The following is a 23,799-nucleotide window of genomic DNA, read 5'->3' on the forward strand; positions in this document are numbered from 1 at the left end:
CCCATATGATCACCGCTCATGGGCAACACCCGGGGCGCCGCCGCCTTCGCCGTCTGGTACCTGCGTGCCGTCGCGTTCGTCAACTTCCTCAGTGCGGTGTGGATCTCCCTGGGGCAGGACGTCCGGCGGCACAACCAGGAGAACCTCTTCACGCCGTATCTGCTGACGGCCGGCTTCGCCTCCGGGGTCTTCACCGCGTTCCTGGCCGTCACGATGCGGCGGCGCAAGCGGGCCGCGTGGATCCTGAACCTCGGCCTGAGCGGGGCGTTCCTGGGGCTGTTCACGCTGGCCATGGCGTTCCCGGAGATCCGGCGGCACCCGCAGAACTGGGTCTCGCTCGCGCTGACCGCCGCCTTCGTCGCGGCGCTGCTCGCCGGGCGGCGGGAGTTCTACGCCAAGGGCGACCGGTCCAATCCGAGGCTCGCCGCGGCCGTCGGCGCCGGCGGGCTGCTGGGCGCCTCGCTGCTGGCCGCGCTGCTGGTGACGGTCACCAACCGGGCCTCCGCCCCCTCCACCTTCCTCGAACGCTGGCGCTACGGCGCGCTGCGGCTGGTCTCCGTGGCCGCCGACGAATACCGCGTCCCCGGGATCGCCCCGCCCACCTGGGTCGACGTCGCCGTCAACGTACTGAGCACGGTGTTCGTCCTCGCCGTCCTGTACGCCGCCTTCCGCTCCCGGCGGGCCGTCGACCCGCTCACCGAGGACGACGAGAAGCGACTGCGGGAGCTCCTCGACCGGTACGGCGAGCGGGACTCGCTCGGTTACTTCGCGCTGCGGCGGGAGAAGAGCGTGTGCTGGTCGCCGACCGGGAAGGCGGCCGTCGCCTACCGCGTCGTCGGCGGGGTGTCGCTGGCGTCCGGGGACCCGCTCGGGGATCCGGAGGCCTGGCCGGGCGCGATCGGGCCGTGGCTCGCCGAGGCGCGGGCGCACGGATGGATCCCGGCGGTGATGGGCGCCAGTGAGGAGGCCGGGACCGTGTACGCCCGGCACGGACTGGACGCGCTGGAGCTCGGGGACGAGGCCCTGGTCGAGGTCGCCGAGTTCACCCTGGAGGGGCGGGCCATGCGGACCGTACGGCAGGCCTGCAACCGGGTCCGGCGGGCCGGGTACACGGTGCGGGTACGGCGGCACGAGGACATCCCGGCCGACGAGATGGCGTTCCTGCTCCGGCGCGCCGACGACTGGCGGGACGGGGCCTGCGAACGCGGGTTCAGCATGGCGCTGGGGCGGCTCGGGGACCCGGAGGACGGGCGCTGCGTGATGCTGGAGTGCGCCGACTCCCGGGGTGAGCTGCGGGCCCTGCTCTCCTTCGTGCCCTGGGGACCGCACGGGCTGTCCCTCGACCTGATGCGGCGCGACCGCGACTGCGACAACGGGCTGATGGAGTTCATGGTCATCGAACTGCTCCGGCACGCCCGGGAGGAGCGGGACGACCGGGCGGCCCCGATCACGCAGATCTCGCTGAACTTCGCCGTGTTCCGCTCGGTCTTCGAAAGGGGCGCGCGGCTCGGCGCCGGTCCGGTGCTGAGGTGGTGGCGGTCGCTGCTCCGTTTCTTCTCCCGCTGGTGGCAGATCGAGTCGCTGTACCGCGCCAACGCCAAGTACCGGCCCATCTGGGAGCCCCGCTTCCTGCTCTTCGAGAAGAGCGCGGACCTGCCCCGCATCGGTCTCGCCTCGGCGCGGGCCGAGGGGTTCCTGGAGCCGCCGGGGCTGCCGAAGTGGCTGCGCCGGGGCCACCTGGAAACTCACCGGTGAACGCGGTCGCCCGCCGGGCCCGCCCCGAATGGGGGCCGCTGTACGAGGCCGTACGCGTCCCCTGGGTGCGGCGGCGGTGGCGGGCGCTGCCGATGACCCTCGGAGCGGTGTGCCTGACGTCGGTGACCCAGGTCGTGCAGAACCGGTCGTGGGGCTACGGGCCGGTCCAGGCCCTCGGCGCGGTACGGGCCGAGGACCCGCTCGGGCTCGCCCTGCTGCGCACCCCGCTGTCCCTGTTCGTCCCCGCGCTGGACCTGCCGGTCTGGGGCGCCCTCGCCCAGATCCTGCTGGTGTTCGGGATCGCCGAGCTCTGCCTGGGCTGGTGGCGGACCCTCGTCATCGCCTATGCCGCCACGCTCGCGGGCACCCTGTACGCGCGCGTGGGCATCGCGCTGGGCCCCGGCGGCCCGCTCGGCCTGCCCGCCGCCGACGCCCGGATCGTGGACACCGGCCCGTCGGCGGCCGTGGTCGGCCTCGCGGTGTTCCTGGGCTGGCGCTACCGCGCGTACGCGACGGCGGGGGCGGTGATCGTCTCGATGGTGGTGGAGGTCCTGCTGAAGGACAACCTGGCGGGCAAGGAGCATCTGGCGGCGATCGCGGCGGTGCTGGTGCTGTGCGCGGTGGCGGAGACCCGCGGGCGCCGCGGGCCCGGGCGGTCGGCCCGGGGCCTGCGGGGCGGTACGGGTGCGCGGTCCCGCCGGGGGACCCGGGGCGTCGCCGGTCCGCGGCCACGCCACGGGGCGCGACCGGCCACCAAGCCCCGCAGCCGCCGTACGGCGCACGCGCCCGGTCAGGACCGGGTTTCTCGGTTGCGCTCCTCGGACTGAGCGAGCTCCGCGGTCGTCTTCCCGCCCAGCCAGTCCCCCACCATCCGGCGCGGCCCCGCCCAGCGGCGGTCGTGGCGGTAGGCCCGCAGCACCGCCTTCGCCCGCGCGCGCGGGCGCCGCCGGTAGAGCCGGCGGGCCCACGGCGAGCCGGGCCGGGCCACCCGGACCAGGCCCAGCAGCCCGAGGAACGGGATGAAGACGCTGAACACGGCCATCTTGGCCTTGCCCTTGCTCAGCACGGCCAGGGAGAACAGGAAGTTGAGCACGACGGTCGAGATGACACCGCCCCGGTCCTGGAGCTCGTCCTGGCTCATGTCGTTGACCCCGAACGGCGAGAAGCCCACCAGCAGCAGTCCGCCCAGCGCCGCCGTCAGGACCACGGCCTCCACACTCTTGCGGCCGGCCTCCGTCCAGTACACGTCGTCGAGATGCAGGATCAGCGCGAACTCGTCGAGGACCAGGCCCGTGCCGATGCCGAAGACCACGGCGAAGGCCCCCGCCCCGAAGCCGTGCCGGCCGCTCGCCACCGCGCCAAAGCCGCCCGCCACGGTCAGGACGATGCCGGGGACCACGTGGTGGATGTGCACCCCGCCGGAGCTGATGTTGCCGAAGGGGCCCTTGCCCGCCCGGATGAGTCGCGTGATGACCCGGGTGATCAGGAAGGTGAGGACGAACGCGGTCAGGGCGAGGAGCAGCGGGACCTTGCCCGGTTCGACGATGTTGCGCTGCACCCACTCGACCATGTCACCAGTCTCCGGGGACGGGGGGCGGGCTGCCTCACGGGCGGGGCGACCGGGCTAGTCTGCCGCCGTGTCCACGACCTCGCCCTTCGACGGCCTCCGCTTCGCCTTCGGCACCCTCACCGTCCTCCCGGTCCGGGTGACCCGCTGGGACCGGGAGGCCGCGCGCGGGGGCATGCTGGGCGCCCCCGTGGTCGGGCTGGTCGTCGGCGGCTGCGCGGCCGGGGTCGGCCTGCTGCTGCTGTACCTGGGCGCGAGCCCGCTGCTCGCCGCGGTCGCCTCCGCCGCCGTGCCCGCCGTCCTCACCCGCGGTCTGCACCTGGACGGACTGGCCGACACCGCGGACGGACTCGGCAGCGGCAAGCCCGCCGAGGACGCGCTGCGGATCATGAAGCAGTCCGACATCGGCCCGTTCGGCGTGCTCACGATCGTCCTCGTGCTGCTCGCCCAGGTGGCCGCGCTGACGCAGCTCTACGACACCTCGTGGGCGCTGGGCGCGGTGGCAGCCCTCGTCTCGGCGGCCGCCGCCCGGCTCGCGCTGACCCTGGCGGCCCGCGCCGGGGTGCCGGCCGCGCGGCCGGAGGGGCTGGGCGCGGCGGTCGCCGGCGTGGTCCCGGTGCGGGGCGCGGTGCTCACCGCCGTCGCCGTGACGCTGGCGGCGGCGGCCCTGGGAGCGTGGTGCGGGCCGTACGAGGGCGGGGTCGTCGTCCTGGTCGGGCACGTCGAGCCCGGCGTCCTGTCCGAGCCGTACGACGCCGTCCGGCCGGCGCTCGCGGTCCTCGCCGCCCTCGCCGCCGCCGAACTGCTGCTGCGGCACTGCGCGCGGCGCTTCGGCGGGGTCACCGGGGATGTGTTCGGCGGCCTGGCGGAGACGGCGGCGACCACCGCGCTCATGGTGTTCTGCCTGGGCCGCTAGACGGCTGACATGCCTCCCGCCACGCCCCCAGCTCGTACTTCTTCAGCAGCGAACTCAGGCCCAGTTTGCGGGAGTCCGCGCAGAACGCGCTCGTGGAGAGTTCGTACTCGACGTGGAAGACGGCCTTGCCCGCCTCGATGAAGGGGGTCAGGTCCGCGCACTCGTCGTACTGGGCGCACTGTTCGTTGACCGCGAAGTCGAAGTCGTCGACGAGTTCGGGGATCTGGTCGAGGTCGTTCTTCAGTCCGACCGACATGCCCCGGTCGTGGGCGAGTTCGGCGATGAGGCGGTTGTAGCGGAGCTGGTCGGCGGCCCGCACCGGGAAGCCCGTGGGGTTCTTGTAGCCGTCCATGTTGTCCGGCTCGACCGCGTCGAAGCCCTTCGCGCGGCACATGTCGAGGCGGGCCGCCATCAGGGGCTCCAGGACGTCCAACGCGCGGATGTCGAGCCAGCGTTCGCCCTCCCAGCCGTTGCGCTTGCCGATCACCGACTTCGGGAACTCCGCCGCGTCCGGGCGCCAGTCCTCCCAGGCGCCGGTGGAGAGGTAGCAGATGACCTTGCGACCGTCTCGGTGCAGACCCGCGACCGTGGCCGCGGTGTGGTCGAAGCCGTCGATGTCGTAGACCGGCACGTCGACGCCGGTGTCCAGGCGGCCGCTCAGCTGCCACTGCCAGTCGGTGCCGGGGGCCGGCCGCCAGATCCCGCCGTCCGCGGTCCCGGCGCCCGCCTCGTCGTCCGGCCGGTCGTCCTGTCCGCCGTCCGGCGCGAAGGCGCAGCCCGCCAATAGCAGGGCGAGCAGGGGCAGCAACAGGGTCGGGCGTCTCACCGGGTGGGCTCCAGATCGTTGGGCGACGTACCCGCCGATGATCGCCCATGTCACCCGCGCGCCTTCTCCCCACTGCGACCCGAAGGGTGTGATCCGGTCCGTGGAATGCGAGGATCGTGCGGTGGCTACGACGCCACCGACAGGTGAACACGCGCGTGCGTGGGCGACCGCGCACGCACGCGTACGCTCAGTCCGGGATCCGTCACGCCGGTCCGCCGCGCCGGTGAGGCACACCCCCGGATACGACCGCACCCACGACCCCGATCTAGGGTCGGCTGTCGGGCCCGGTCGACCCACACATTCCGGCCACCGCAACTCCACATCGGAAGCGAGATTTCACCACCGTGACTGCTCTCACTCTCAGCACCGCCGCGGCGCCCGGCCTCCGGGCCGACGCGATCGTGATCGGTGTCGCCAAGGGCACGAAAGGCCCGATCGTTGCCCCAGGCGCCGAAGCCGTCGACAAGGCCTACGACGGCAAGCTCGCCGGCATCCTGGAAACCCTCGGCGCCTCCGGGGCCGAGGGCGAGGCGACCAAGCTGCCCGCCCCGGCCGGATTCAAGGCACCGCTCGTGCTCGCGGTGGGGCTCGGCCAGGAGCCCGAGAAGGACGCCGGCTTCGACCCCGAGGCGCTGCGCAAGGCGGCCGGCACGGCCGCCCGCACCCTGACCGGCGCCAAGAAGGCGGCCTTCCTGCTGCCGGTGACCGACGCCGCCGACATCGGCGCGATCGGCGAGGGCGTGCTGCTCGGCGCGTACTCCTTCGACGTCTACAAGCGGGGCGGCGACGACGCCAAGACCAAGAACGGCAAGGCGCCCCTCGCCGAGGCCACCCTGCTCGGCGGGAAGCCGCGCGACGCCGCCCACAAGGCCGCGCTGCTGCGTGCCGCCGCCGTCGGCGAGGAGCTCAACCGCGCCCGCGACCTGATCAACATGCCCCCGAACGACCTCGACCCGGAGACGTTCGCCGGCATCGCGCAGGCCGCGGCCAAGGAACACGGCATCAAGGTGCAGGTGCTCGACGAGAAGGCGCTCGCCAAGGGCGGCTACGGCGGCATCCTGGGTGTCGGCAACGGCTCGGCCGCGGCCCCGCGCCTGGTGAAGCTGTCGTACACCTCGTCCAAGGCCAAGAAGAGCCTCGCCTTCGTCGGCAAGGGCATCACCTACGACTCGGGCGGCATCTCGCTGAAGCCGGCCGGGCACAACGAGACGATGAAGTGCGACATGAGCGGTGCGGCGGCGGTCTTCGCCGCGGTCGTCGCCGCCGCGCGGCTCGGGCTCGAGGTGAACGTCACCGGGTGGCTGGCGCTGGCCGAGAACATGCCGTCGGGCTCCGCCACCCGCCCGGGCGACGTGCTGCGCATGTACAGCGGCAAGACCGTCGAGGTCCTCAACACGGACGCCGAGGGCCGGCTGGTCCTCGCGGACGCGCTGTGGGCGGCCTCCGCGGAGAAGCCGGACGCGATCGTCGACGTCGCCACCCTCACCGGCGCGATGATGCTGGCGCTGGGCAGCCGGACCTTCGGCATCATGGCGAACGACGACGCGTTCCGCTCCGCGCTGCACGAGGCCGCCGAGGAGGTCGGTGAGCCGGCGTGGCCGATGCCGCTGCCGGAGCACCTGCGCAAGGGCATGGACTCGGCCGTCGCGGACATCGCCAACATGGGTGAGCGGATGGGCGGCGGGCTGGTGGCCGGTCTCTTCCTGCGCGAGTTCGTGGGCGAGGGGATCACCTGGGCGCACCTGGACATCGCCGGGCCGGCGTTCAACGAAGGCGGTCCCTTCGGATACACCCCCAAGGGCGGTACGGGCACGGCGGTGCGGACCCTCGTCCGGCTGGCCGAGCTGACCGCCTCCGGCGACCTGGGCTAGTCCCTCCGGGAGGGGGACTGTGCGCCTGATCACTCGGGCCCGTCCGTCAGGTGACGGGTGCGGGCCGGACGTGGCTGGTCGCGCAGTTCCCCGCGCCCTGGGGGGAGCGGTTTCCCTCGTCACATGTGAGCGTGGGGTGTCTCACACCCCGGCCCCGCGTCTCGTTCCTCTCCCGCAAGTGCGAAGATGGGCCTCGGCAGGACAGGGCCCCCACCACAGGGCCGTAGAAAGAGCGGCCGGACACCAGCCGCCGGCGGTCAGCGACGACCGGCGCACGGCGCACATGCATGGAGGACGTGACGTGGCGAACGACGCCAGCACCGTTTTCGACCTAGTGATCCTCGGCGGTGGTAGTGGCGGTTACGCCGCGGCCCTGCGCGGGGCGCAGCTGGGCCTGGACGTCGCCCTGATCGAGAAGGACAAGGTCGGCGGCACCTGCCTGCACCGGGGTTGCATCCCCACCAAGGCCCTGCTGCACGCCGGCGAGATCGCCGACCAGGCCCGCGAGAGCGAGCAGTTCGGCGTCAAGGCCACCTTCGAGGGCATCGACGTCCCCGCCGTCCACAAGTACAAGGACGGTGTCGTCTCCGGCCTGTACAAGGGCCTTCAGGGGCTGATCGCCTCGCGCAAGGTGACGTACATCGAGGGTGAGGGCCGTCTGTCCTCCCCGACCTCCGTCGACGTGGGCGGACAGCGTGTCCAGGGCCGCCACGTGCTGCTCGCGACCGGCTCCGTGCCGAAGTCGCTGCCGGGCCTGGAGATCGACGGCGACCGGATCATCTCCTCGGACCACGCCCTCGTCCTGGACCGCGTGCCGAAGTCGGCGATCATCCTCGGCGGTGGCGTGATCGGCGTCGAGTTCGCCTCGGCGTGGAAGTCCTTCGGCTCCGACGTCACGATCATCGAGGGCCTCAAGCACCTCGCTCCTCTCGAGGACGAGAACTCCTCCAAGCTTCTTGAGCGCGCGTTCCGCAAGCGCGGCATCAAGTTCAACCTGGGCACCTTCTTCTCCAAGGCGGAGTACACCGCCGACGGCGTCAAGGTCACGCTGGCCGACGGCAAGGAGTTCCAGGCCGAGGTCCTGCTGGTCGCGGTGGGCCGCGGGCCCGTCTCCGCCGGTCTCGGTTACGAGGAGCAGGGCGTCGCGATGGACCGCGGTTACGTCCTGGTCGACGAGTACATGCGCACCAACGTCCCGACCATCTCCGCCGTCGGCGACCTGGTCCCGACCCTCCAGCTCGCGCACGTCGGCTTCGCCGAGGGCATGCTGGTCGCGGAGCGTCTGGCCGGTCAGAAGGTCGTTCCGATCGACTACGACGGTGTCCCGCGGGTGACGTACTGCCACCCCGAGGTCGCCTCCGTGGGCATCACCGAGGCCAAGGCCAAGGAGATCTACGGCGCGGACAAGGTCGTCGCTCTGAAGTACAACCTCGCGGGCAACGGCAAGAGCAAGATCCTCAACACCGCGGGCGAGATCAAGCTCGTCCAGGTGAAGGACGGTGCCGTGGTCGGCGTCCACATGGTCGGCGACCGCATGGGCGAGCAGGTCGGCGAAGCCCAGCTGATCTACAACTGGGAGGCGCTGCCCGCCGAGGTCGCGCAGCTCATCCACGCCCACCCGACGCAGAACGAGGCGCTCGGCGAGGCCCACCTGGCCCTGGCGGGCAAGCCGCTGCACTCGCACGACTGACCCTCGGTCGACCGAGCGACTCCGCGACGACACAGACTTCCGCAATTCGTAAGGAGCAACCGAAACCATGGCGGTTTCCGTAACCCTTCCGGCGCTCGGCGAGAGCGTCACCGAGGGCACTGTCACCCGCTGGCTGAAGGCCGAGGGTGAGCGCGTCGAGGCCGACGAGCCCCTGCTCGAGGTCTCGACCGACAAGGTCGACACCGAGATCCCCTCCCCCGCCGCCGGCATCCTGGCCTCCATCAAGGTCGCCGAGGACGAGACGGTCGAGGTCGGTGCCGAGCTGGCCGTCATCGACGACGGCACCGGCGCTCCTGCCGCCGCTCCGGCTCCGGCCGCCGAGCCGGTCGCCGAGCCCGCTCCCGAGCCGGCCCAGGCCGCCCCGTCCACCGAGCAGGCCGCCCCGGCCCCGGCTCCCACCGCCGAGGCCGCCGCCGGCGGCGGCTCCGCCGAGGGCACGGACGTCGTCCTGCCCGCGCTCGGCGAGTCCGTCACCGAGGGCACCGTCACCCGCTGGCTGAAGCAGGTCGGCGAGGAGGTCACGGAGGACGAGCCGCTGCTCGAGGTCTCGACCGACAAGGTCGACACCGAGATCCCGGCGCCCGTCTCCGGTGTGCTGCTCGAGATCACGGTCGGCGAGGACGAGACGGCCGAGGTCGGCGCCAAGCTCGCCGTCATCGGCGCCCCGGGCGCGGCTCCGGCCGCCGCCCCGGCCCCCGCCGCTCCGGCTCCCGCCCCCGCCGCTCCGGCGCCGGAGCCCGCTGCCCCGGCGCCCGCCGCCGCTGCCCCGGCGCCCGCCGCCCCGGCTCCGGCGCCCGCCGCCCCGGCTCCGGCGCCCGCCGCCCCGGCTCCGGCTCCCGCTCCGGTCGCCGCCGCCCCGGCTCCGGCTGCCCCGGCCCCCGCGCCGGTCGCCCCGGCTCCGGCCGCCCCCGCGCCCGCCGCTCCCGCGGGTGACGACGGCGCCTACGTGACCCCGCTGGTGCGCAAGCTCGCCGCCGAGAACGGCGTCGACCTGGCCGCCGTCAAGGGCACCGGCGTCGGCGGTCGTATCCGCAAGCAGGACGTCCTCGCCGCCGCCGAGGCCGCGAAGGCCGCCGCCGCGGCTCCGGCTCCGGCCGCTGCCGCACCGAGCGCCGCGAAGAAGGCCCCGCAGCTGGAGGCCTCCCCGCTGCGCGGCCAGACCGTCAAGATGCCCCGCATCCGCAAGGTCATCGGCGACAACATGGTCAAGGCGCTGCACGAGCAGGCGCAGCTGTCCTCGGTCGTCGAGGTCGACATCACCCGGCTGATGAAGCTCCGCGCGCAGGCGAAGGACTCCTTCGCGGCCCGCGAGGGCGTCAAGCTCTCCCCGATGCCGTTCTTCGTGAAGGCCGCGGCCCAGGCGCTGAAGGCCCACCCGGCCGTCAACGCCCGGATCAACGTGGACGAGGGCACCATCACCTACTTCGACACCGAGCACATCGGTATCGCGGTGGACTCCGAGAAGGGCCTGATGACCCCGGTCATCAAGCACGCGGGCGACCTGAACATCGCCGGCATCGCCAAGGCCACGGCCGACCTGGCGGGCAAGGTCCGCGCGAACAAGATCACCCCGGACGAGCTGTCCGGCGCGACCTTCACCATCAGCAACACCGGCTCGCGCGGCGCGCTGTTCGACACGATCATCGTGCCGCCGAACCAGGTCGCGATCCTCGGCATCGGTGCCACGGTCAAGCGTCCGGCCGTCATCGAGACGGAGGAGGGCACGGTCATCGGCGTCCGCGACATGACGTACCTGACCCTGTCCTACGACCACCGGCTGGTCGACGGCGCCGACGCGGCCCGTTACCTGACCGCGGTCAAGGCGATCCTGGAGGCCGGCGAGTTCGAGGTCGAACTCGGCCTCTGATCTCCCAGGGCTCGACAGTGGATGCCCCCGTCCGGACTCTCCGGGCGGGGGCATCCGCCTGTCTGATCCCGGCGCGGCCGTGAGCGGGGTCTGTCCTGTACCGGTCTTTACAGGCGAGCCCCGGTGTGGGCGTGTAAGTCTCGTCTCACCTGCTTGAAAGCGCCCCCGTGCGCCTCTCCTCCGCGGGCCCCCGGCCGTATTGTCTAAACGTCAAACGCCCCCGGGGGCCCGTGCGGCCCCTCCTCAAAGGAGCCCTCATGACCGCGCCCGTCGTCCACTCGCTGCGCGAACAGATCCGCGAGCACATCGTGGAGGGGATCGTCAGCGGGCGCTGGAAGCCGGGCGAGCGGATCGTGGAGCGCCGGATCGCGACCGAGCTGGAGGTCAGCCAGACACCGGTGCGGGAGGCGCTGCGCGAGCTGGAGTCGCTGCGGTTGATCGAATCCGCGCCGAACAAGGGCGTGCGGGTGCGCAACCTCACGGCCGCGGACCTGGAGGAGAGTTACCCCGTGCGGGCCGGCCTGGAGGCGATCGCGGCGGAGCTGGCCGCGCTGCGCCTCGCGGAGGACTGCTCGGCCCTCGAACCGCATGTCGCCGCACTGTACGAGGCGGACCGCGACGCGGACGGCACGGCCCAGGTGCGGCACACCGTGGGCTTCCACCGGGAGCTGGTCCGGGCGGCCGGGAACTCGGTACTGCTGCACACCTGGGAGGGCCTCGGCATCGAGGTGTTCACGGCGCTGTCGATCCGCTGGCTGGGGACCGTGCAGCAGTCGTACGCGGAGGAGCACGAGGAGCTCGTCCAGGCGTTCCGGCGGCGGGATCCGAGGATCGCCGAGCTGGTGAAGGCGCACGTTCTCGGATGCGCCCCCCGGGCCTAGCGCGGCGCTCGCGTTCCAGTGGAGCGTACCCGTGCTCATACGTGGGCTCCGACCTGCGAAAACCCTCCATCGACGCGGCACGGGGTGCCTGCCCGAAAGGCACCCCGTGCCTACTTTCTCGTAATCGAGAGGTTTTGCCCTTCAACCCTTTGATCGATCATCGATCAGGGGGTTATTGTCGCCGACGGGCCGCGGACGGAGCCACCCATGGCGCCGCACCGAGCCCACGCCCTGTCCTGCCAAAGACCAAGGGCACCCCCGGAAACACCCTCACAGGGAACCCCCTTCGACTGAGGAAGGCGGCGACATGACCGACCCCCAGGCCATCCAGCCGAGCGCGCTCGACCAGCTCCCCGACCGGGACCCGGAGGAGACCGCCGAATGGCAGGCCTCCCTGGACGCGGTCGCCAAGGCGGCCGGGCCGCACCGTGCCGCGTATCTGATGCGCCGCACGCTGGAGCGTGCCGAGGGCAACGGCATCGCGCTGCCCAAGCTGCTGGAGACGGACTACGTCAACACCATCCCCACCGCCGCCGAGCCGTCCGCGCCCGGTGACGAGGAGATGGAACGGAAGATCACCGCGTGGAACCGCTGGAACGCGGCCGCGATGGTGACCCGGGGCGCGAAACACGGCGTCGGCGGCCACATCGCCACCTTCGCCTCCGCGGCCTGGCTCTACGAGACCGGCTTCAACCACTTCTTCAAGGGCAAGGAGGCCGACGGCTCGGGCGACCAGCTCTACATCCAGGGCCACGCCTCCCCCGGCATCTACGCCCGCGCCTTCCTCGACGGCCGGCTGACCGAGCAGCACCTCGACAACTTCCGCCAGGAGGCGGGCGGCAACGGCCTCCCGTCGTACCCGCACCCGCGCCGCCTGCCCTGGCTGTGGGAGTTCCCGACGGTGTCGATGGGTCTCGGCCCGCTCTCCGCCATCTACCAGGCGCGATTCAACCGCTACCTCACCGCCCGCGGCATCAAGGATGTCTCCCAGTCCCACGTCTGGGCCTTCCTGGGCGACGGCGAGATGGACGAGCCGGAGTCGACGGCGGCACTCGCGCTGGCCTCCCGCGAGGGTCTGGACAACCTGACCTTCGTCATCAACTGCAACCTGCAGCGCCTGGACGGCCCGGTCCGCGCGAACTTCAAGATCGTGCAGGAGCTGGAGGCCCAGTTCCGCGGCGCGGGCTGGAACGTCGTCAAGTCGCTGTGGGGCTCCGCCTGGGACGAGCTGTTCCAGCTCGACACCACGGGCGCGCTGGTCCGCCGGCTGCGCGAGGTACCGGACGCCCAGGTGCAGACGTACCAGACGCGCGGCGCCGCCTACATCCGCGAGGACTTCTTCGGCAAGGACCCGGCGCTCGCCGAGCTGGCGAAGCTGCTGAGCGACGACAAGATCCTCGAGTGTTTCCACCTGTCCCGTGGTGGTCACGAGGCGCGCAAGGTGTTCGCGGCCTACAAGGCGGCCGTGGAGTTCAAGGGCGCCCCGACGGTCATCCTGGCCCAGACGGTCAAGGGCCACACCCTCGGCGAGGGCTTCGCGTCGAAGAACGCCAACCACCAGATGAAGAAGCTCTCGGTGGACGAGTTCAAGACGATGCGCGACCTGCTGGAGCTGCCGATCTCGGACAGCCAGTTCGTCGACGGCGTCGTGCCCTACGGTCACCCGGGCGCCGACTCCCCCGAGGTCCGCTACCTCCAGGAGCGCCGCGCGGCCCTCGGCGGCCCGGCCCCGGCCCGCCGCACGCACGCGCTCGCCCCGCTGCCGGCCCCGGCGGAGAAGGCGTTCGCCTCCTTCGACAAGGGTTCCGGCTCGCAGAACATCGCCACCACCATGGCCTTCGTCCGGCTGGTCAAGGACCTGGTCCGCGACAAGGAGACCGGCAAGCGCTGGGTGCCGATCGTCCCCGACGAGGCGCGCACCTTCGGCATGGAGTCGCTCTTCCCGTCGCTCGGGATCTACTCCCCCAAGGGCCAGACGTACGAGCCGGTCGACCGCGACCAGCTGATGTACTACAAGGAGGCCAAGAACGGCCAGATCCTCAACGAGGGGATCACCGAGGCCGGTTCGATGGCCGACTTCATCGCCGCGTCCACCGCGTACTCCACGCACGGTGAGGCGATGATCCCGTTCTACATCTTCTACTCGATGTTCGGCTGGCAGCGCACGGCCGACCAGATGTGGCAGCTCGGCGACCAGCTGGGCCGCGGCTTCCTCGTCGGCGCCACGGCCGGCCGGACGACCCTGACGGGCGAGGGCCTCCAGCATGCCGACGGCCATTCCCCGGTCATCGCCGCGACCAACCCGGCCGCCCTCAGCTACGACCCGGCGTTCGCCTACGAGATCGCGACGATCGTCAAGGACGGTCTGCGCCGGATGTACGGCGAGGCCGCCCCGGGCGAGGACCCGAACGTCTTCTACTACCTGACGGTCTACAACGAGCCGATGCCGCAGCCGGCCAAGCCGTCCGCGCCCGGTGTGGACGAGGGCATCCTCAAGGGCCTGTACCGCTTCAACACCGCGGAGTCGGCCGGCGTGGACGTGGCGGCGGCCAACGCCCCGCGCATCCAGCTGCTGGGCTCCGGCACGGCGATCCACTGGGTCCTGAAGGCGCAGCGACTGCTCGCCGAGGAGTGGGGTGTGGCCTCCGACGTGTGGTCCGCGACCTCCTGGACCGAACTGCGCCGCGACGCGCTGGAGGCCGACGCGGCCCTGCTGCGCGGCGAGGAGCGCCTGCCGTACGTCCGTCGGGCCCTCCAGGGCGCCGAGGGTCCGGTCCTCGCGGTCTCCGACTACATGCGTCAGGTCCCGGACCAGATCGCACAGTGGGTCGACCAGGACTGGTCCTCGCTGGGCGCGGACGGCTTCGGCCTCTCCGACACCCGCGAGGCGGCCCGTCGCCACTTCGGCGTCGACGCCGAGTCGATCGTCGTCGCGGCCTTGGCCCAGCTCGCCCGCCGCGGCGAGGTGAAGGCGACGGCGGTGAAGGAAGCGCGCGAGCGTTACGGGCTGTAGGCCCGGGGTTCCCGGTCGTTGAAGGGGCCCGGCGGCTTGCGTCCGCCGGGCCCCTTCGCCGTCCCACCGTCGTCCGGCCGTGGCGCGGCCGCGAGCCGGTGGGAGCCGGTCGGAGCCGGTGGCGCACCGGGCCCATCCGGCCCGCGGTCGGCGACCCGGCAAGATGAACGCATGCGCGCTGCCCGCCTCATCAAGATGGTGCTCCTTCTCCAGTCCCGGCCCAGCATGACCGCGTCCGAGCTGGCCCGGGAGCTGGAGGTGTCGGAGCGGACCGTCACGCGGGACGCGCAGGCGCTGTCCGAGGCGGGCGTGCCGGTGTACGCGGAGCGGGGGCGGGCGGGGGGCTACCGGCTCGTCGGGGGCTATCGGACGCGGCTGACGGGGCTGGGGCGCGGTGAGGCGGAGGCGCTGTTCCTGAGCGGCGTGCCGGGGGCGCTGCGGGAGATGGGTCTCGAGGACGTCGCGTCGGCCGCGCGGCTGAAGGTGTCGGCGGCTCTGCTGCCCTCCCTGCGGGACGCCCCGCGTACGGCGGCGCAGCGCTTCCACCTGGACGCGCCCGCCTGGTTCCGGGAGCCCGTGGCTCCCGCTCTGCTCCCGGTGATCGCGGACGCGGTGTGGGACGACCGGCGCCTGAGCGCCCGCTACCGGCGCGGGGAGGGCGACGTGGTCCGGGAGCTGGAGCCGTACGGGCTCGTGCTCAAGGCAGGCGTCTGGTACCTGTGCGCCCGGGTCGGCGGGACGGGGCCGGGGTCCCGGACAGAGGGGACAGAGGGGAAAGAGGCGTGGGCGGGGGCGCGGTCAGGCGCGGGGTCGGAGCCGGGCACAGAGCCGGGGGCGCGGTCAGGCGCGGGATCGGGGCCGGGGTCGGACACAGAGGCGGGGTCGGGGGCGGGGACGTTCCGGACCTATCGCATCGATCGGTTCGTCGGGGCCGAGGTCCTGGAGGACCGTTTCAGCAGGGACGAGGACTTCGATCTGCCCGCGTTCTGGGACGGGCAGGCCGAGCGGTTCGCGCGGTCGATCCTGCGGGCCGAGGTGGTCCTGCGGCTCTCGGAGACGGGGGTGCGCAATCTGCCGTACGCCGTGGATCCGGTGGCCGCCCGGGACGCGCTGGCGGGTGTCCCGGAGCCGGACGGGCCGGGCTGGGTGACCGTCACCCTGGGGGTCGAGTCGGAGGAGGTGGCGCACACGCAGCTCGCGGCGCTGGGGCCGGAGGCCGAGGTGCTGTCGCCGGCCACGCTGCGGGACCGGTTCGCCGCGGATGCGGTACGGCTGACGGAGCTCTACGGGCGTCGGGAAGGGTGAGGATCCTGCTGGAATCCCCGGTACTCCGGGTGCGTGGCGCACTGCGAGGCACGATGCTGGACGCGTGATGGACGAGACGGAGTTCTGGGAGCTGGTGGACGCCACGCGCGAGGCCGCCGAGGGCGATCCCGAGGAGCAGGCCGACCTGCTCGTGGAGCGGCTGGTCCGGCTGGACCCCGACTCCGTGCTCGACTTCGCCCGGCACTTCGAGTCCCGCTACAACCGCGCCTACCGCTGGGACCTCTGGGGCGCGGCCTGGCTGCTGCTGGACGGGGCCAGCGACGACGCCTTCGACTTCTTCCGGTGCTGGCTGATCGGACAGGGCCGCGAGGTGTTCGAGGGCGCCCTGCACGGCGACCCGGACTCGCTCGCCGATCTGCTGGACGACTTCGACGAGGAGATCGACGGGGACGGCGAGGAACTCGGCTACGCGGCCGACGAGGCCTACGAGCAGCTCACCGGGACCGTCGCCCCGGACCTGGGCATCCCGCCCGCGCCCGCCGAACCGGAGGGCACGCCGGTGGCCTTCGAGAACGAGGCGGCGCTGGCCGAGCGGTATCCCCGGCTGTGGCAGCGCTTCAAGGAGTGACCCGCGTCGGCGGTCACACCGCGAGCTTGCGGCGGGTGCTGTCCGTAGGGATGTACGCCTGCGACTGATCGACCCGCACCGCGTGGTGCATCGGCGCCCTGTTGGCCTGCTCCAGGGCGGAGGCGGTGACCGCGGCCGGGCCCAGGACGACGGCGGCGACGGCGCAGAGCACGGTCCAGGGGCTGCGAGCCGCCTTCGCCCAGGCCGGGTCGCGCTCCGTGCTGTCCGCGTCGACCACGTCGCGGCCGGCCCCGGCGCTTCCGGTGCTTCCGGTGTTCCGTGTGCTTCCGGTGTTCCCCGTGTCGACGGTGGTTCCCGTCTTCCCCGTGGACCGGTTACGACTGCTGTTCATGATCCCCGCCTCCGGTCGGCTTGTGTTGTGCATGACCGTAGGACGCGGAAATGGGAGAACCCTGAACGCCGCCTAAGGCGTTCCTGTGAGACTTCCGGCGGCCTGGGCGGCGGTTCTGCCCTGGAGCCGGGCCGCCGTCTCACGGATCTCCGGCAGCCGCGCGGTGAGGGCGGCGCCGGGGCAGCTGGTCATGTAGCCGTCCTGGTGGCCGGCCAGCGCCGGGAGGGTGGCGGTGGTGCCGGCCGCGTACCGGCTGCGGCTGTTGCTGGAGGTGAGCCGGACGTCCGCGCGCGGGTCGACGTCGGACAGCCCGAGCTTCCAGGCGGTCAGGGCGGCGATCGCGTCGACCATCGCCTGCGGCACCGGCACGCCGGCGGTGAACGTGCCGAGTGCGGCGATACCGGCCGTGCGGTGGTTGAAGCCCTGCGTGTGGGCGCCCGTGACGGGCCGGTCGACACCGCCCGCGCGGCCCTCGTAGATCGTGCCGCAGCGGTCGACGAGGAAGTTGTAGCCGATGTCGTCCCAGTCCCGGGCGCCGATCTGCCCCGCGTACAGGTAGCGGATGATGCGGGGCGCGTCGGCGCAGGCGTAGCCGTTGGGCGAGTCGGTGTGGTGCACGAAGACGGCGACGACCTTGTCGTCGTAGCGCGGGGGCGGCTGCGCGTGCCGGGCCAGGTCGTCCAGCCAGGCGGCGCGGGGCACCACGGGCGGCCGGGCCGCCCGGTGGACGCCGGCGGGACGGGCCGCGGGCGGGCGGGCGCCCGACGCGGCCGTGGCCGCGTGGTCGACGCCGCCCGCGCACAGCCCCAGGGCGGCCACGGCGGCGAGACCGGGCAGGCAGCCGAGGAACACGAGGAGCGGGCCCGGTATCCGCGCCGGGCGCCGTGCTCGCGTTCCCCGGGCGCCGCGGGCGGCCGGTCGGAGGGCACACATGAACCCACTGTCGGACTGTTCCGGTCCGTCCGCGATGTGTGCTCTGCCACCTGGTGGAACCATCGTCCCGGTCCACGACGTTTCCCGGGGTACACGCACGCGTGGCCGGTTCCGACGTTCACGCGCGCGTGATCGACGGGTAGCTGATCACTGGGCCCTTCCCGCACGTACTCACCGATCAGGGGTTCCGAGAGAAAGGCGGCCGTGTGGACCTGCTCGACATCCTGCTGGTGCTGGTGATCCTGGCCTACGCCGGCTCCGGCTACCGGCGTGGACTGGTGGCCGGCTGTGTCTCGCTCGCCGGGTTCGTGGGCGGCGCGGTGATCGGCGTGTGGGTCCTGCCGTGGCTGATGGACCTGGTGACACCGGGGACCACGGCGGCGACGGTGACGGCGGTGTGCACGGTTCTCCTCCCCGCGGTGGCCGGGCACGAGCTGGCGAGGCGGCTGGCGCTGCGGCTGCGGCGGGAACTGGACCGCGGGCCGCTCAGGGTGGCCGACGGGGTCGGCGGGGCGGCGGCGAACGCGCTGGCGGTGCTGATCGTGGCGTGGGTGGCGGCGAGCGTGCTGGGCGCTTCCTCGTCTTCGCTGGTCACGTCGTCCATACGGGACTCCCGACTGCTGGGGGCCGTGCAGGACGCCATGCCGGACACCACGCCCACCTGGTTCTCGCGGGCCACCTCGGCACTGACCGAGGCGGGTTTCCCGCAGGTCTTCAATCCGTTCGAGAGCGAGTCGACGGCCGAGGTCGCCAAGCCCACAGGCGACAGCGTCACCCCGAGCGCGACCGAGGCGGCCAAGCGGAGCACGGTCAAGATCGAGGGCGTATCGGGCGACCAGGGCCGTGAGGGCAGCGGCTTCGTGTACGCGAGCGAGCATGTGATGACCAACGCGCACGTGGTGGCGGGCATCGACGACCCGACCGTACGGATCGGCGGCGTGGGCCGCTCGTACGACGCGCGCGTGGTGCTCTTCGACCCGGACAAGGACGTGGCGGTGCTGTACGTGCCGGACCTGAGGGCGCCGGTCCTGAGCTTCGACGACGACGCGTCGCGCGGTGACTCGGCGGTCGTCGCCGGCTATCCGCAGGACGGTGACCTGAACCTCCAGGCGGCGACGGTCGCGAACCGGGTGAAGGCGACCGGCCGGAACATCTACAACGACGAGATCGTCACCCGGGAGATCTACTCGATCCGCTCCACCGTGCGGCCCGGCAACTCCGGCGGCCCCTTGCTGACCACCGCGGGCCGGGTCTACGGCGTCGTCTTCGCCCGCTCCACCTCCGACGACGAGACGGGGTACGTGCTCACGGCGGCCGAGGTGGCCGGCGACGCCGCGCGGGCGGCGAAGGCGACCAAGGCGGTGGACACGGGGAAGCTGGCGACCTCCTGAGCCCCGCGCGGGGCTCTACAGCGGCCGCCCCATGAAGATGTCGTCCACGTACTCCCCGCCCAGCAGGAACTCCTCCGGCAGGACGCCCTCCACCACGAACCCCTCGGACTCGTAGAGCTTGCGGGCCGGGGTGTTGTGACCGAGGACGCGCAGGGTGATCCGGCGGGCGCCCCGGCGGCGGGCCTCGTCGAGGGCGGCGCGGATCAGCGCCCGTCCGACGCCCCGGCCGCGCCCCTCGTCGAGGACGGCGAGGCCCTGTATCTGCCGGACGTGCGCGTTGCAGGGGAGCGGGGTGGGCAGGGCGAGGCGGACGTAGCCGATGACACGGTCGTCCAGTTCGGCGACCAGGTAGTCCTCGGGGACGTGGCGCTCGTCGAAGAAGGGGTCGTACGGCGGCTCCGGCTCGGGCATGACCGCGTGCAGGGGGGACCAGGTCAGCCGGTCGACGAGGGCCAGCGCCTCGGCGTCGGCGGGCCGTGCGGTGCGGATGCGGGCTGCGGAAGGTTCGGGCATGGCCGTCACCCTATGGCGGGGAGGCGGCGACCCGAACGGGGTTTTCCGCGGCCACCGGGCAGGATGGCGGCATGGAACGTGAGCGAATCGCGGTGGCCGGCGCCTCCGGTCTGATCGGCAGCGCCCTGGTGCGGTCCCTGACCGCGGACGGGCACCGGGTGGTACGCCTCGTGCGCCATGCGCCGCGGGGCGCGGACGAGGTGCGCTGGGACCCCGAGCAGGGGCGGGTGGACGCGGCCGGGCTCGCCGGGTGCGACGCCGTGGTCAATCTGGCCGGGGCGGGGGTCGGCGACCGGCGCTGGAGCGAGGCGTACAAGAAGCGGATCCACGACAGCCGGGTGCACGGTACGAAGGCGCTGGCCGAGGCCGTCGCCTCGCTCGACGCACGGCCGCGGGTGTTCGTGAACGGCAGCGCGATGGGTCTGTACGGCGAGACGGGCGAGCGGATCGTGGACGAGGGCTCGCCCGCCGGGAGCGGCTTCCTGCCGGAGCTGTGCGTGGAGTGGGAGGCGGCGGCCGGCCCCGCCCGGGAGGCGGGGGTCCGTACGGTCCTCACCCGGACCGGGCTGGTCGTGGCACGCGACGGCGGGGCCTGGGGCAAGCTGTTCCCCCTCTTCCGGGCCGGGCTCGGGGGGCGGATGGGCGACGGCCGGCAGTACTGGTCGTACATCGCGCTGCACGACGAGGTGGCGGCGATCCGGCATCTGCTCGCCCGGGACGACCTGTCGGGTCCGTTCAACCTGACCGCGCCCGAGCCGCTGACCAACCGGGAGATCACCCGGGCGATGGGACGGGTGCTGCGCCGGCCGACGCTGTTCCCGGTCCCGGCGCCGGTGCTGCGCTCGGTGCTGGGCGAGATGGCCGGGGACGTCCTGGGCAGCGCGCGGGTGGTGCCCAAGCGACTGCTGGAGTCCGGGTTCACCTTCGCGTTTCCCGGGATCGAGGACGCCATCCGGGCAGCCTGATCCTCCACGTGACCGTATGCGACCGCCGTGCGACCGTGCCCTGTCCATGCGCGACTGTTCCTGACCGATCACGGCCCTAACCTCGAGCCGAACTCGGGTATCCGGGACGGCTGTTGGGGGCATGACGTCTCCACCGGCCGCGCAACCTCGAGGAGGGGCACGTGCTTGAGCCCGCGTACCAGGCAGACGTCGTCGTAGTGGGAGCCGGTGTCGCCGGACTCTCCGCCGCGCACCGGCTGGCCAGCGCAGGAGTAACGACCGCAGTCCTGGAGGCCGCTCCCTACGTGGGCGGCCGCATGTCGACGGAGAAGGTCGACGGGTTCAGACTCGACCGCATCGGGCAGCTGCTGTCGACGGCATACCCGGAACTGGCCCTGACACCGGGGCTGGACGCGCTCGCGCTGCGTCCGTTCGCGCCGGGGGTCCTGCTGCACAGCGACGGGCGCCATCACCGCGCGGGCGCGCAGGCAGGCGCGGGGAGCACAAGGGGCGCATTACACGCCGTACGCGCCCTGGCGAGCGTTCCCCGGCCGGGCGCGCTGCCCAGGCCGCGCGCCGGCGGCTCCCCGGCCACGCAGGCGCGGCCGGCGCCACTCCCCAAGGTCCGGGCGGGGGCGCCGCTGGGCACCGCCGTGGACCAGGCCCGGCTGGGCGCCGCACTGACCCGGCTCGCGGTCACCCCCGCCGAACGGCTGATGCGCCGCCCGGAGTCACCGGCCGCCCAGGCCCTCGCCTCCCGTGGTCTGCCCGCCCGCACGATCGACGGCTTCCTGCGTCCGCTGCTCGCCGCGCTGCTCTGCGACCCGGACCTCACCACCTCCAGCCGGTGCGCGGACCTCGCGCTGCGCGCCTTCGCGGCCGGCCGGCTGTCCCTGCCGGAGGGCGGGGCCGAGGTGCTGCCCGAGCTGCTCGCGCGGACGCTGCCGCCGGGCACCGTGCACACCGGGGTGCGGGTCACCTCGGTCTCCACGACCTCGGTGACCACCGCCGAGCACGGCGAGTTCCGCTGCCGTGCCGTGCTGGTCGCCACCGACGCGCGCACCGCGGCGGAACTGCTGCCGGGCCTGCGGGTGCCCGACTTCCATCCGGTGACGGTCGTCCACCACACGGCGGACGACCCGCCCGGGACCGGGGCGTCGCTGCTCCTCGACGCCGACCGGGGCGGCCCGGTCGCGCACACGGCCGTGGTCAGCCGGGTCGACCCCAGCCGCGCACCGGCGGGACGCGCGCTGATCTCGTCCACGGTCCTCGGCACACCGCCGCCGGGCATCGACACCGCCGTACGCATGCATCTGTCCCGGCTGTACGGCATCTCGACCGCGCGCTGGGAGACGCTGGCCGTGCATCACACCGCCGAGGCCGTGCCGGCGATGCGGGCGCCGCACGATCTGCGGCGGGCTGTCCGGTTGCTGGCGGGCCTGTACGTGTGCGGCGACCACCGGGACACCAGCACCGTGCAGGGCGCGCTGCACTCGGCGCACCGGGCCGCGTCGGCGATCCTCTCCGATCTGGGCGCCGCCGGTTCCCTGCACGCCGCCGAACCGTTGCCGACGGGCCGGCGGGAGCAGGCAGCGGCGTGAGCGGTGACCGGGGTACCCCTGGGGGCTGCGCCCCCAGGGGTGGGGGTCAGCCCAGGGCTGCGACCTTGTCGCGATAGGTGCGGGCCGGGGCCGCGTCCTTGTACGGCTCCAGCCTGCGCTCGAAGTCCCGGACGTACTCCAGGGCACGGACCGACCGCATCTCCGCCGCCTGCCCGGCGGCCTCCGCGGCCAGCTGGCAGGCCTGGTCGAGTTCACCGAGGCCGAGCCGGGCGGAGGCGAGGACCACCCGGCAGAACACCCGGCTGCGGGCGTGCGCGGCGGGACGCAGCTGGAGGGAGCGCTCGGCGTGCTGGGCGGCCGCCCGGAACTGCTGGAGGTCGCGGTGGCAGTGCCCGAACTCGTCGGCCAGCTGCGCCTCGTCGAAGAAGCGCGCCCAGTGCGGGACCTCGTCGCCGGACTTGGCCGCCTCCAGCGCGCGTTCGGCGCGGACGAGGGCGGCGGTCGAGGCACGCACCTCGCCGAGCACCCCGTGGCCGCGCGCCTCCGCGGAGTGCAGCAGTGCCTGCACGACGGCCGGGGCGCCCGTGCCGACCCCCTGCTGGGCCACCCGCGCGAGCTGCACGGCCTCGCGGCCGTGGCCGAGATAGACGGCCTGGCGGCTCATGGTGACGAGGACGAAGGAGCCGTACGCCCGGTCGCCGGCCGCCTGGGAGAGGCGCAGGGCCTGGACGAAGTAGCGCTGGGCCAGGCCGTGCGCGGCGATGTCGAAGGAGGTCCAGCCCGCGAGTCGGGTCAGGTCGGCGGCCGCGCCGAACAGGCGCCGGCCGGTCTGCTCGCCGTAGGCGCCCCGCAGCATCGGCTCGCACTCGTGCTCCAGGTAGCGCACGAGGGCCTGGCGGGCGTGGCCGCCGCCGTACCGGTCGTCGAGCGTACGGAAGAGCTCGCCGACCGAGCGGAGCGCGGAGATGTCGCCGCCGGTGACCCGCTGGCCGAGGCCCCGGTCACCGCCCTGGCCGCGCTGGCGGGGGACGGCTCCAGGACCCGGCAGCACCTGGGCCGGCGCTGCCATGGGCGGCGCGGAGGCGGGCTGCTGGGGCACGGCGGGCCGGTGCCCCGGACGGCCCTGGACGGGCACCCGGGCGAGCGGCTCGCTGCGGGCCACCTTCTCGTCGGCCCGCCCGATCAGCCAGTCGCGGCTCGGCACGACGAGCCCCGCCGGGGTGAAGGCGATCTTGCGGAGCTCGGCCTGACTGCCGGAGTCCTTGCGCCAGAGTCCGCCGACGATGTCGATGGCCTCCTCGGGGGTGCCGGCGAACTCCAGGCCCGCGTAGACGGGGGCGCAGGCGTCCAGGCCGAGGTCCTGGGCGGTGAGGCGGCGGCCCAGGCGCCGGGTGAAGACCTCGGCGATGAGCGCGGGGGTGGTGCCCCGGGGCTGCTGTCCGCGCAGCCACCGGGTGACGGACGTCTTGTCGTATCTGAGATCCAGCCCGTGCTCGAGGCCTAGCTGATCGACGCGACGGGCCAGCCCCGCGTTGGAGAAGCCCGCTTCTGCGATGAGCGCGGCGAGCTGGCGGTTGGGCGTGCGCTGCGCGGGTCGTTCCGTCATCTGCGGTGCGGTCTCCTGCCTCCCGGGCCTTTGACGTGCCCGGATGAAGTGCCCTGCTGCGGTGAGCAGCCCTTTTGGCCTCGTGACGGCGCGAATGTAGCGGAGCGTAAACAGCCGGTCGCACATATCGACGTTCATTCATCCGATCGTGTGAGGATTGACCCGGGGGCTGACGCGGAGCGCGCGGACGTACAGTG

19 protein-coding genes are annotated in these 23,799 nt (G+C 73.1%); 13 read left to right on the forward strand and 6 right to left on the reverse strand.

The features are described 5' to 3' along the window. Window positions 1-18 precede the first annotated feature (18 nt). Window positions 19-1,755: a phosphatidylglycerol lysyltransferase domain-containing protein gene (locus QF030_RS13460; RefSeq protein WP_307162902.1), complete on the forward strand. Its 1,737-nt coding sequence runs from the start codon at window positions 19-21 to the stop codon at window positions 1,753-1,755. Beyond that, window positions 1,752-2,582 (forward strand): hypothetical protein, encoded by an 831-nt coding sequence (locus QF030_RS13465; protein WP_307162903.1) that lies wholly within the window; start codon window positions 1,752-1,754, stop codon window positions 2,580-2,582. Before QF030_RS13460 ends, QF030_RS13465 begins: the two co-directional genes overlap by 4 nt. Here the strand turns inward: QF030_RS13465 and QF030_RS13470 are convergent. Beyond that, window positions 2,546-3,325 (reverse strand): hypothetical protein, encoded by a 780-nt coding sequence (locus QF030_RS13470; RefSeq protein WP_307162904.1) that lies wholly within the window; start codon window positions 3,323-3,325, stop codon window positions 2,546-2,548. The genes QF030_RS13465 and QF030_RS13470 overlap by 37 nt on opposite strands. A gap of 67 nt (window positions 3,326-3,392) precedes the next feature. On the opposite strand from QF030_RS13470, the gene QF030_RS13475 reads away from it, so the two are divergent. Next, a complete protein-coding gene (locus tag QF030_RS13475; protein ID WP_307162905.1) occupies window positions 3,393-4,238 on the forward strand; it encodes an adenosylcobinamide-GDP ribazoletransferase in 846 nt (281 codons plus the stop codon). On the opposite strand, the gene QF030_RS13480 is transcribed toward QF030_RS13475, so the two are convergent. Continuing rightward, window positions 4,213-5,064 (reverse strand): endo alpha-1,4 polygalactosaminidase, encoded by an 852-nt coding sequence (locus tag QF030_RS13480; protein WP_307162906.1) that lies wholly within the window; start codon window positions 5,062-5,064, stop codon window positions 4,213-4,215. The genes QF030_RS13475 and QF030_RS13480 overlap by 26 nt on opposite strands. Before the next feature lie 344 nt (window positions 5,065-5,408). Here QF030_RS13480 and QF030_RS13485 point away from each other — a divergent pair, with 344 nt between their 5' ends. The 7 genes from QF030_RS13485 to QF030_RS13515 all read left to right on the forward strand — a co-directional run bounded on the left by QF030_RS13485 (window position 5,409) and on the right by QF030_RS13515 (window position 16,301). Next, on the forward strand, window positions 5,409-6,935 hold the full coding sequence (locus tag QF030_RS13485) for a leucyl aminopeptidase (RefSeq protein WP_307162907.1): 1,527 nt from the start codon (window positions 5,409-5,411) through the stop codon (window positions 6,933-6,935). 301 nt (window positions 6,936-7,236) lie between these two features. Next, window positions 7,237-8,625: a dihydrolipoyl dehydrogenase gene (gene lpdA / locus QF030_RS13490; protein WP_307162908.1), complete on the forward strand. Its 1,389-nt coding sequence runs from the start codon at window positions 7,237-7,239 to the stop codon at window positions 8,623-8,625. A gap of 67 nt (window positions 8,626-8,692) precedes the next feature. Next, window positions 8,693-10,513: a 2-oxoglutarate dehydrogenase, E2 component, dihydrolipoamide succinyltransferase gene (sucB, locus tag QF030_RS13495; protein ID WP_307162909.1), complete on the forward strand. Its 1,821-nt coding sequence runs from the start codon at window positions 8,693-8,695 to the stop codon at window positions 10,511-10,513. Between the two features lie 257 nt (window positions 10,514-10,770). Next, window positions 10,771-11,394: a GntR family transcriptional regulator gene (locus QF030_RS13500; RefSeq protein ID WP_307162910.1), complete on the forward strand. Its 624-nt coding sequence runs from the start codon at window positions 10,771-10,773 to the stop codon at window positions 11,392-11,394. A gap of 307 nt (window positions 11,395-11,701) precedes the next feature. Next, complete coding sequence (gene aceE / locus QF030_RS13505) at window positions 11,702-14,407, forward strand: pyruvate dehydrogenase (acetyl-transferring), homodimeric type (RefSeq protein ID WP_307162911.1); 2,706 nt, start codon at window positions 11,702-11,704, stop codon at window positions 14,405-14,407. A 171-nt stretch (window positions 14,408-14,578) separates the two neighbouring features. Next, window positions 14,579-15,712: a helix-turn-helix transcriptional regulator gene (locus tag QF030_RS13510; protein ID WP_307162912.1), complete on the forward strand. Its 1,134-nt coding sequence runs from the start codon at window positions 14,579-14,581 to the stop codon at window positions 15,710-15,712. Window positions 15,713-15,779: 67 nt separating this feature from the next. Continuing rightward, window positions 15,780-16,301 carry a DUF4240 domain-containing protein gene (locus QF030_RS13515; protein WP_307167558.1) on the forward strand — a complete coding sequence of 174 codons (522 nt, stop codon included), beginning with the start codon at window positions 15,780-15,782 and terminating at the stop codon, window positions 16,299-16,301. 13 nt (window positions 16,302-16,314) lie between these two features. Here QF030_RS13515 and QF030_RS13520 read toward each other — a convergent pair whose 3' ends face one another. Further along, window positions 16,315-16,539, reverse strand: a complete 225-nt coding sequence (locus QF030_RS13520; RefSeq protein WP_307167559.1) for a hypothetical protein — start codon at window positions 16,537-16,539, stop codon at window positions 16,315-16,317. Window positions 16,540-16,725: 186 nt separating this feature from the next. Further along, a complete protein-coding gene (locus tag QF030_RS13525) occupies window positions 16,726-17,505 on the reverse strand; it encodes a peptidoglycan recognition protein family protein (RefSeq protein WP_307167560.1) in 780 nt (259 codons plus the stop codon). A gap of 287 nt (window positions 17,506-17,792) precedes the next feature. Here QF030_RS13525 and QF030_RS13530 point away from each other — a divergent pair, with 287 nt between their 5' ends. After that, complete coding sequence (locus tag QF030_RS13530) at window positions 17,793-18,977, forward strand: MarP family serine protease (RefSeq protein ID WP_307162913.1); 1,185 nt, start codon at window positions 17,793-17,795, stop codon at window positions 18,975-18,977. A gap of 15 nt (window positions 18,978-18,992) precedes the next feature. On the opposite strand, the gene QF030_RS13535 is transcribed toward QF030_RS13530, so the two are convergent. Then, the gene (locus QF030_RS13535) at window positions 18,993-19,490 is read right to left on the reverse strand and encodes a GNAT family N-acetyltransferase (protein ID WP_307162914.1); all 498 of its coding nucleotides are present in this window, start codon (window positions 19,488-19,490) and stop codon (window positions 18,993-18,995) included. Window positions 19,491-19,561: 71 nt separating this feature from the next. On the opposite strand from QF030_RS13535, the gene QF030_RS13540 reads away from it, so the two are divergent. Together QF030_RS13540 and QF030_RS13545 are read left to right on the forward strand one after the other, a co-directional pair. After that, window positions 19,562-20,455: a TIGR01777 family oxidoreductase gene (locus QF030_RS13540; protein ID WP_307162915.1), complete on the forward strand. Its 894-nt coding sequence runs from the start codon at window positions 19,562-19,564 to the stop codon at window positions 20,453-20,455. Window positions 20,456-20,616: 161 nt separating this feature from the next. Continuing rightward, window positions 20,617-22,035 (forward strand): NAD(P)/FAD-dependent oxidoreductase, encoded by a 1,419-nt coding sequence (locus QF030_RS13545; protein WP_307162916.1) that lies wholly within the window; start codon window positions 20,617-20,619, stop codon window positions 22,033-22,035. 46 nt (window positions 22,036-22,081) lie between these two features. On the opposite strand, the gene QF030_RS13550 is transcribed toward QF030_RS13545, so the two are convergent. After that, entirely contained in the window at window positions 22,082-23,602 is a 1,521-nt protein-coding gene (locus QF030_RS13550; RefSeq protein WP_307162917.1) for a regulator, read from the reverse strand. Window positions 23,603-23,799 lie beyond the last annotated feature (197 nt).

This window comes from Streptomyces rishiriensis, from assembly GCF_030815485.1.
GTDB lineage: Bacteria > Actinomycetota > Actinomycetes > Streptomycetales > Streptomycetaceae > Streptomyces > Streptomyces rishiriensis_A.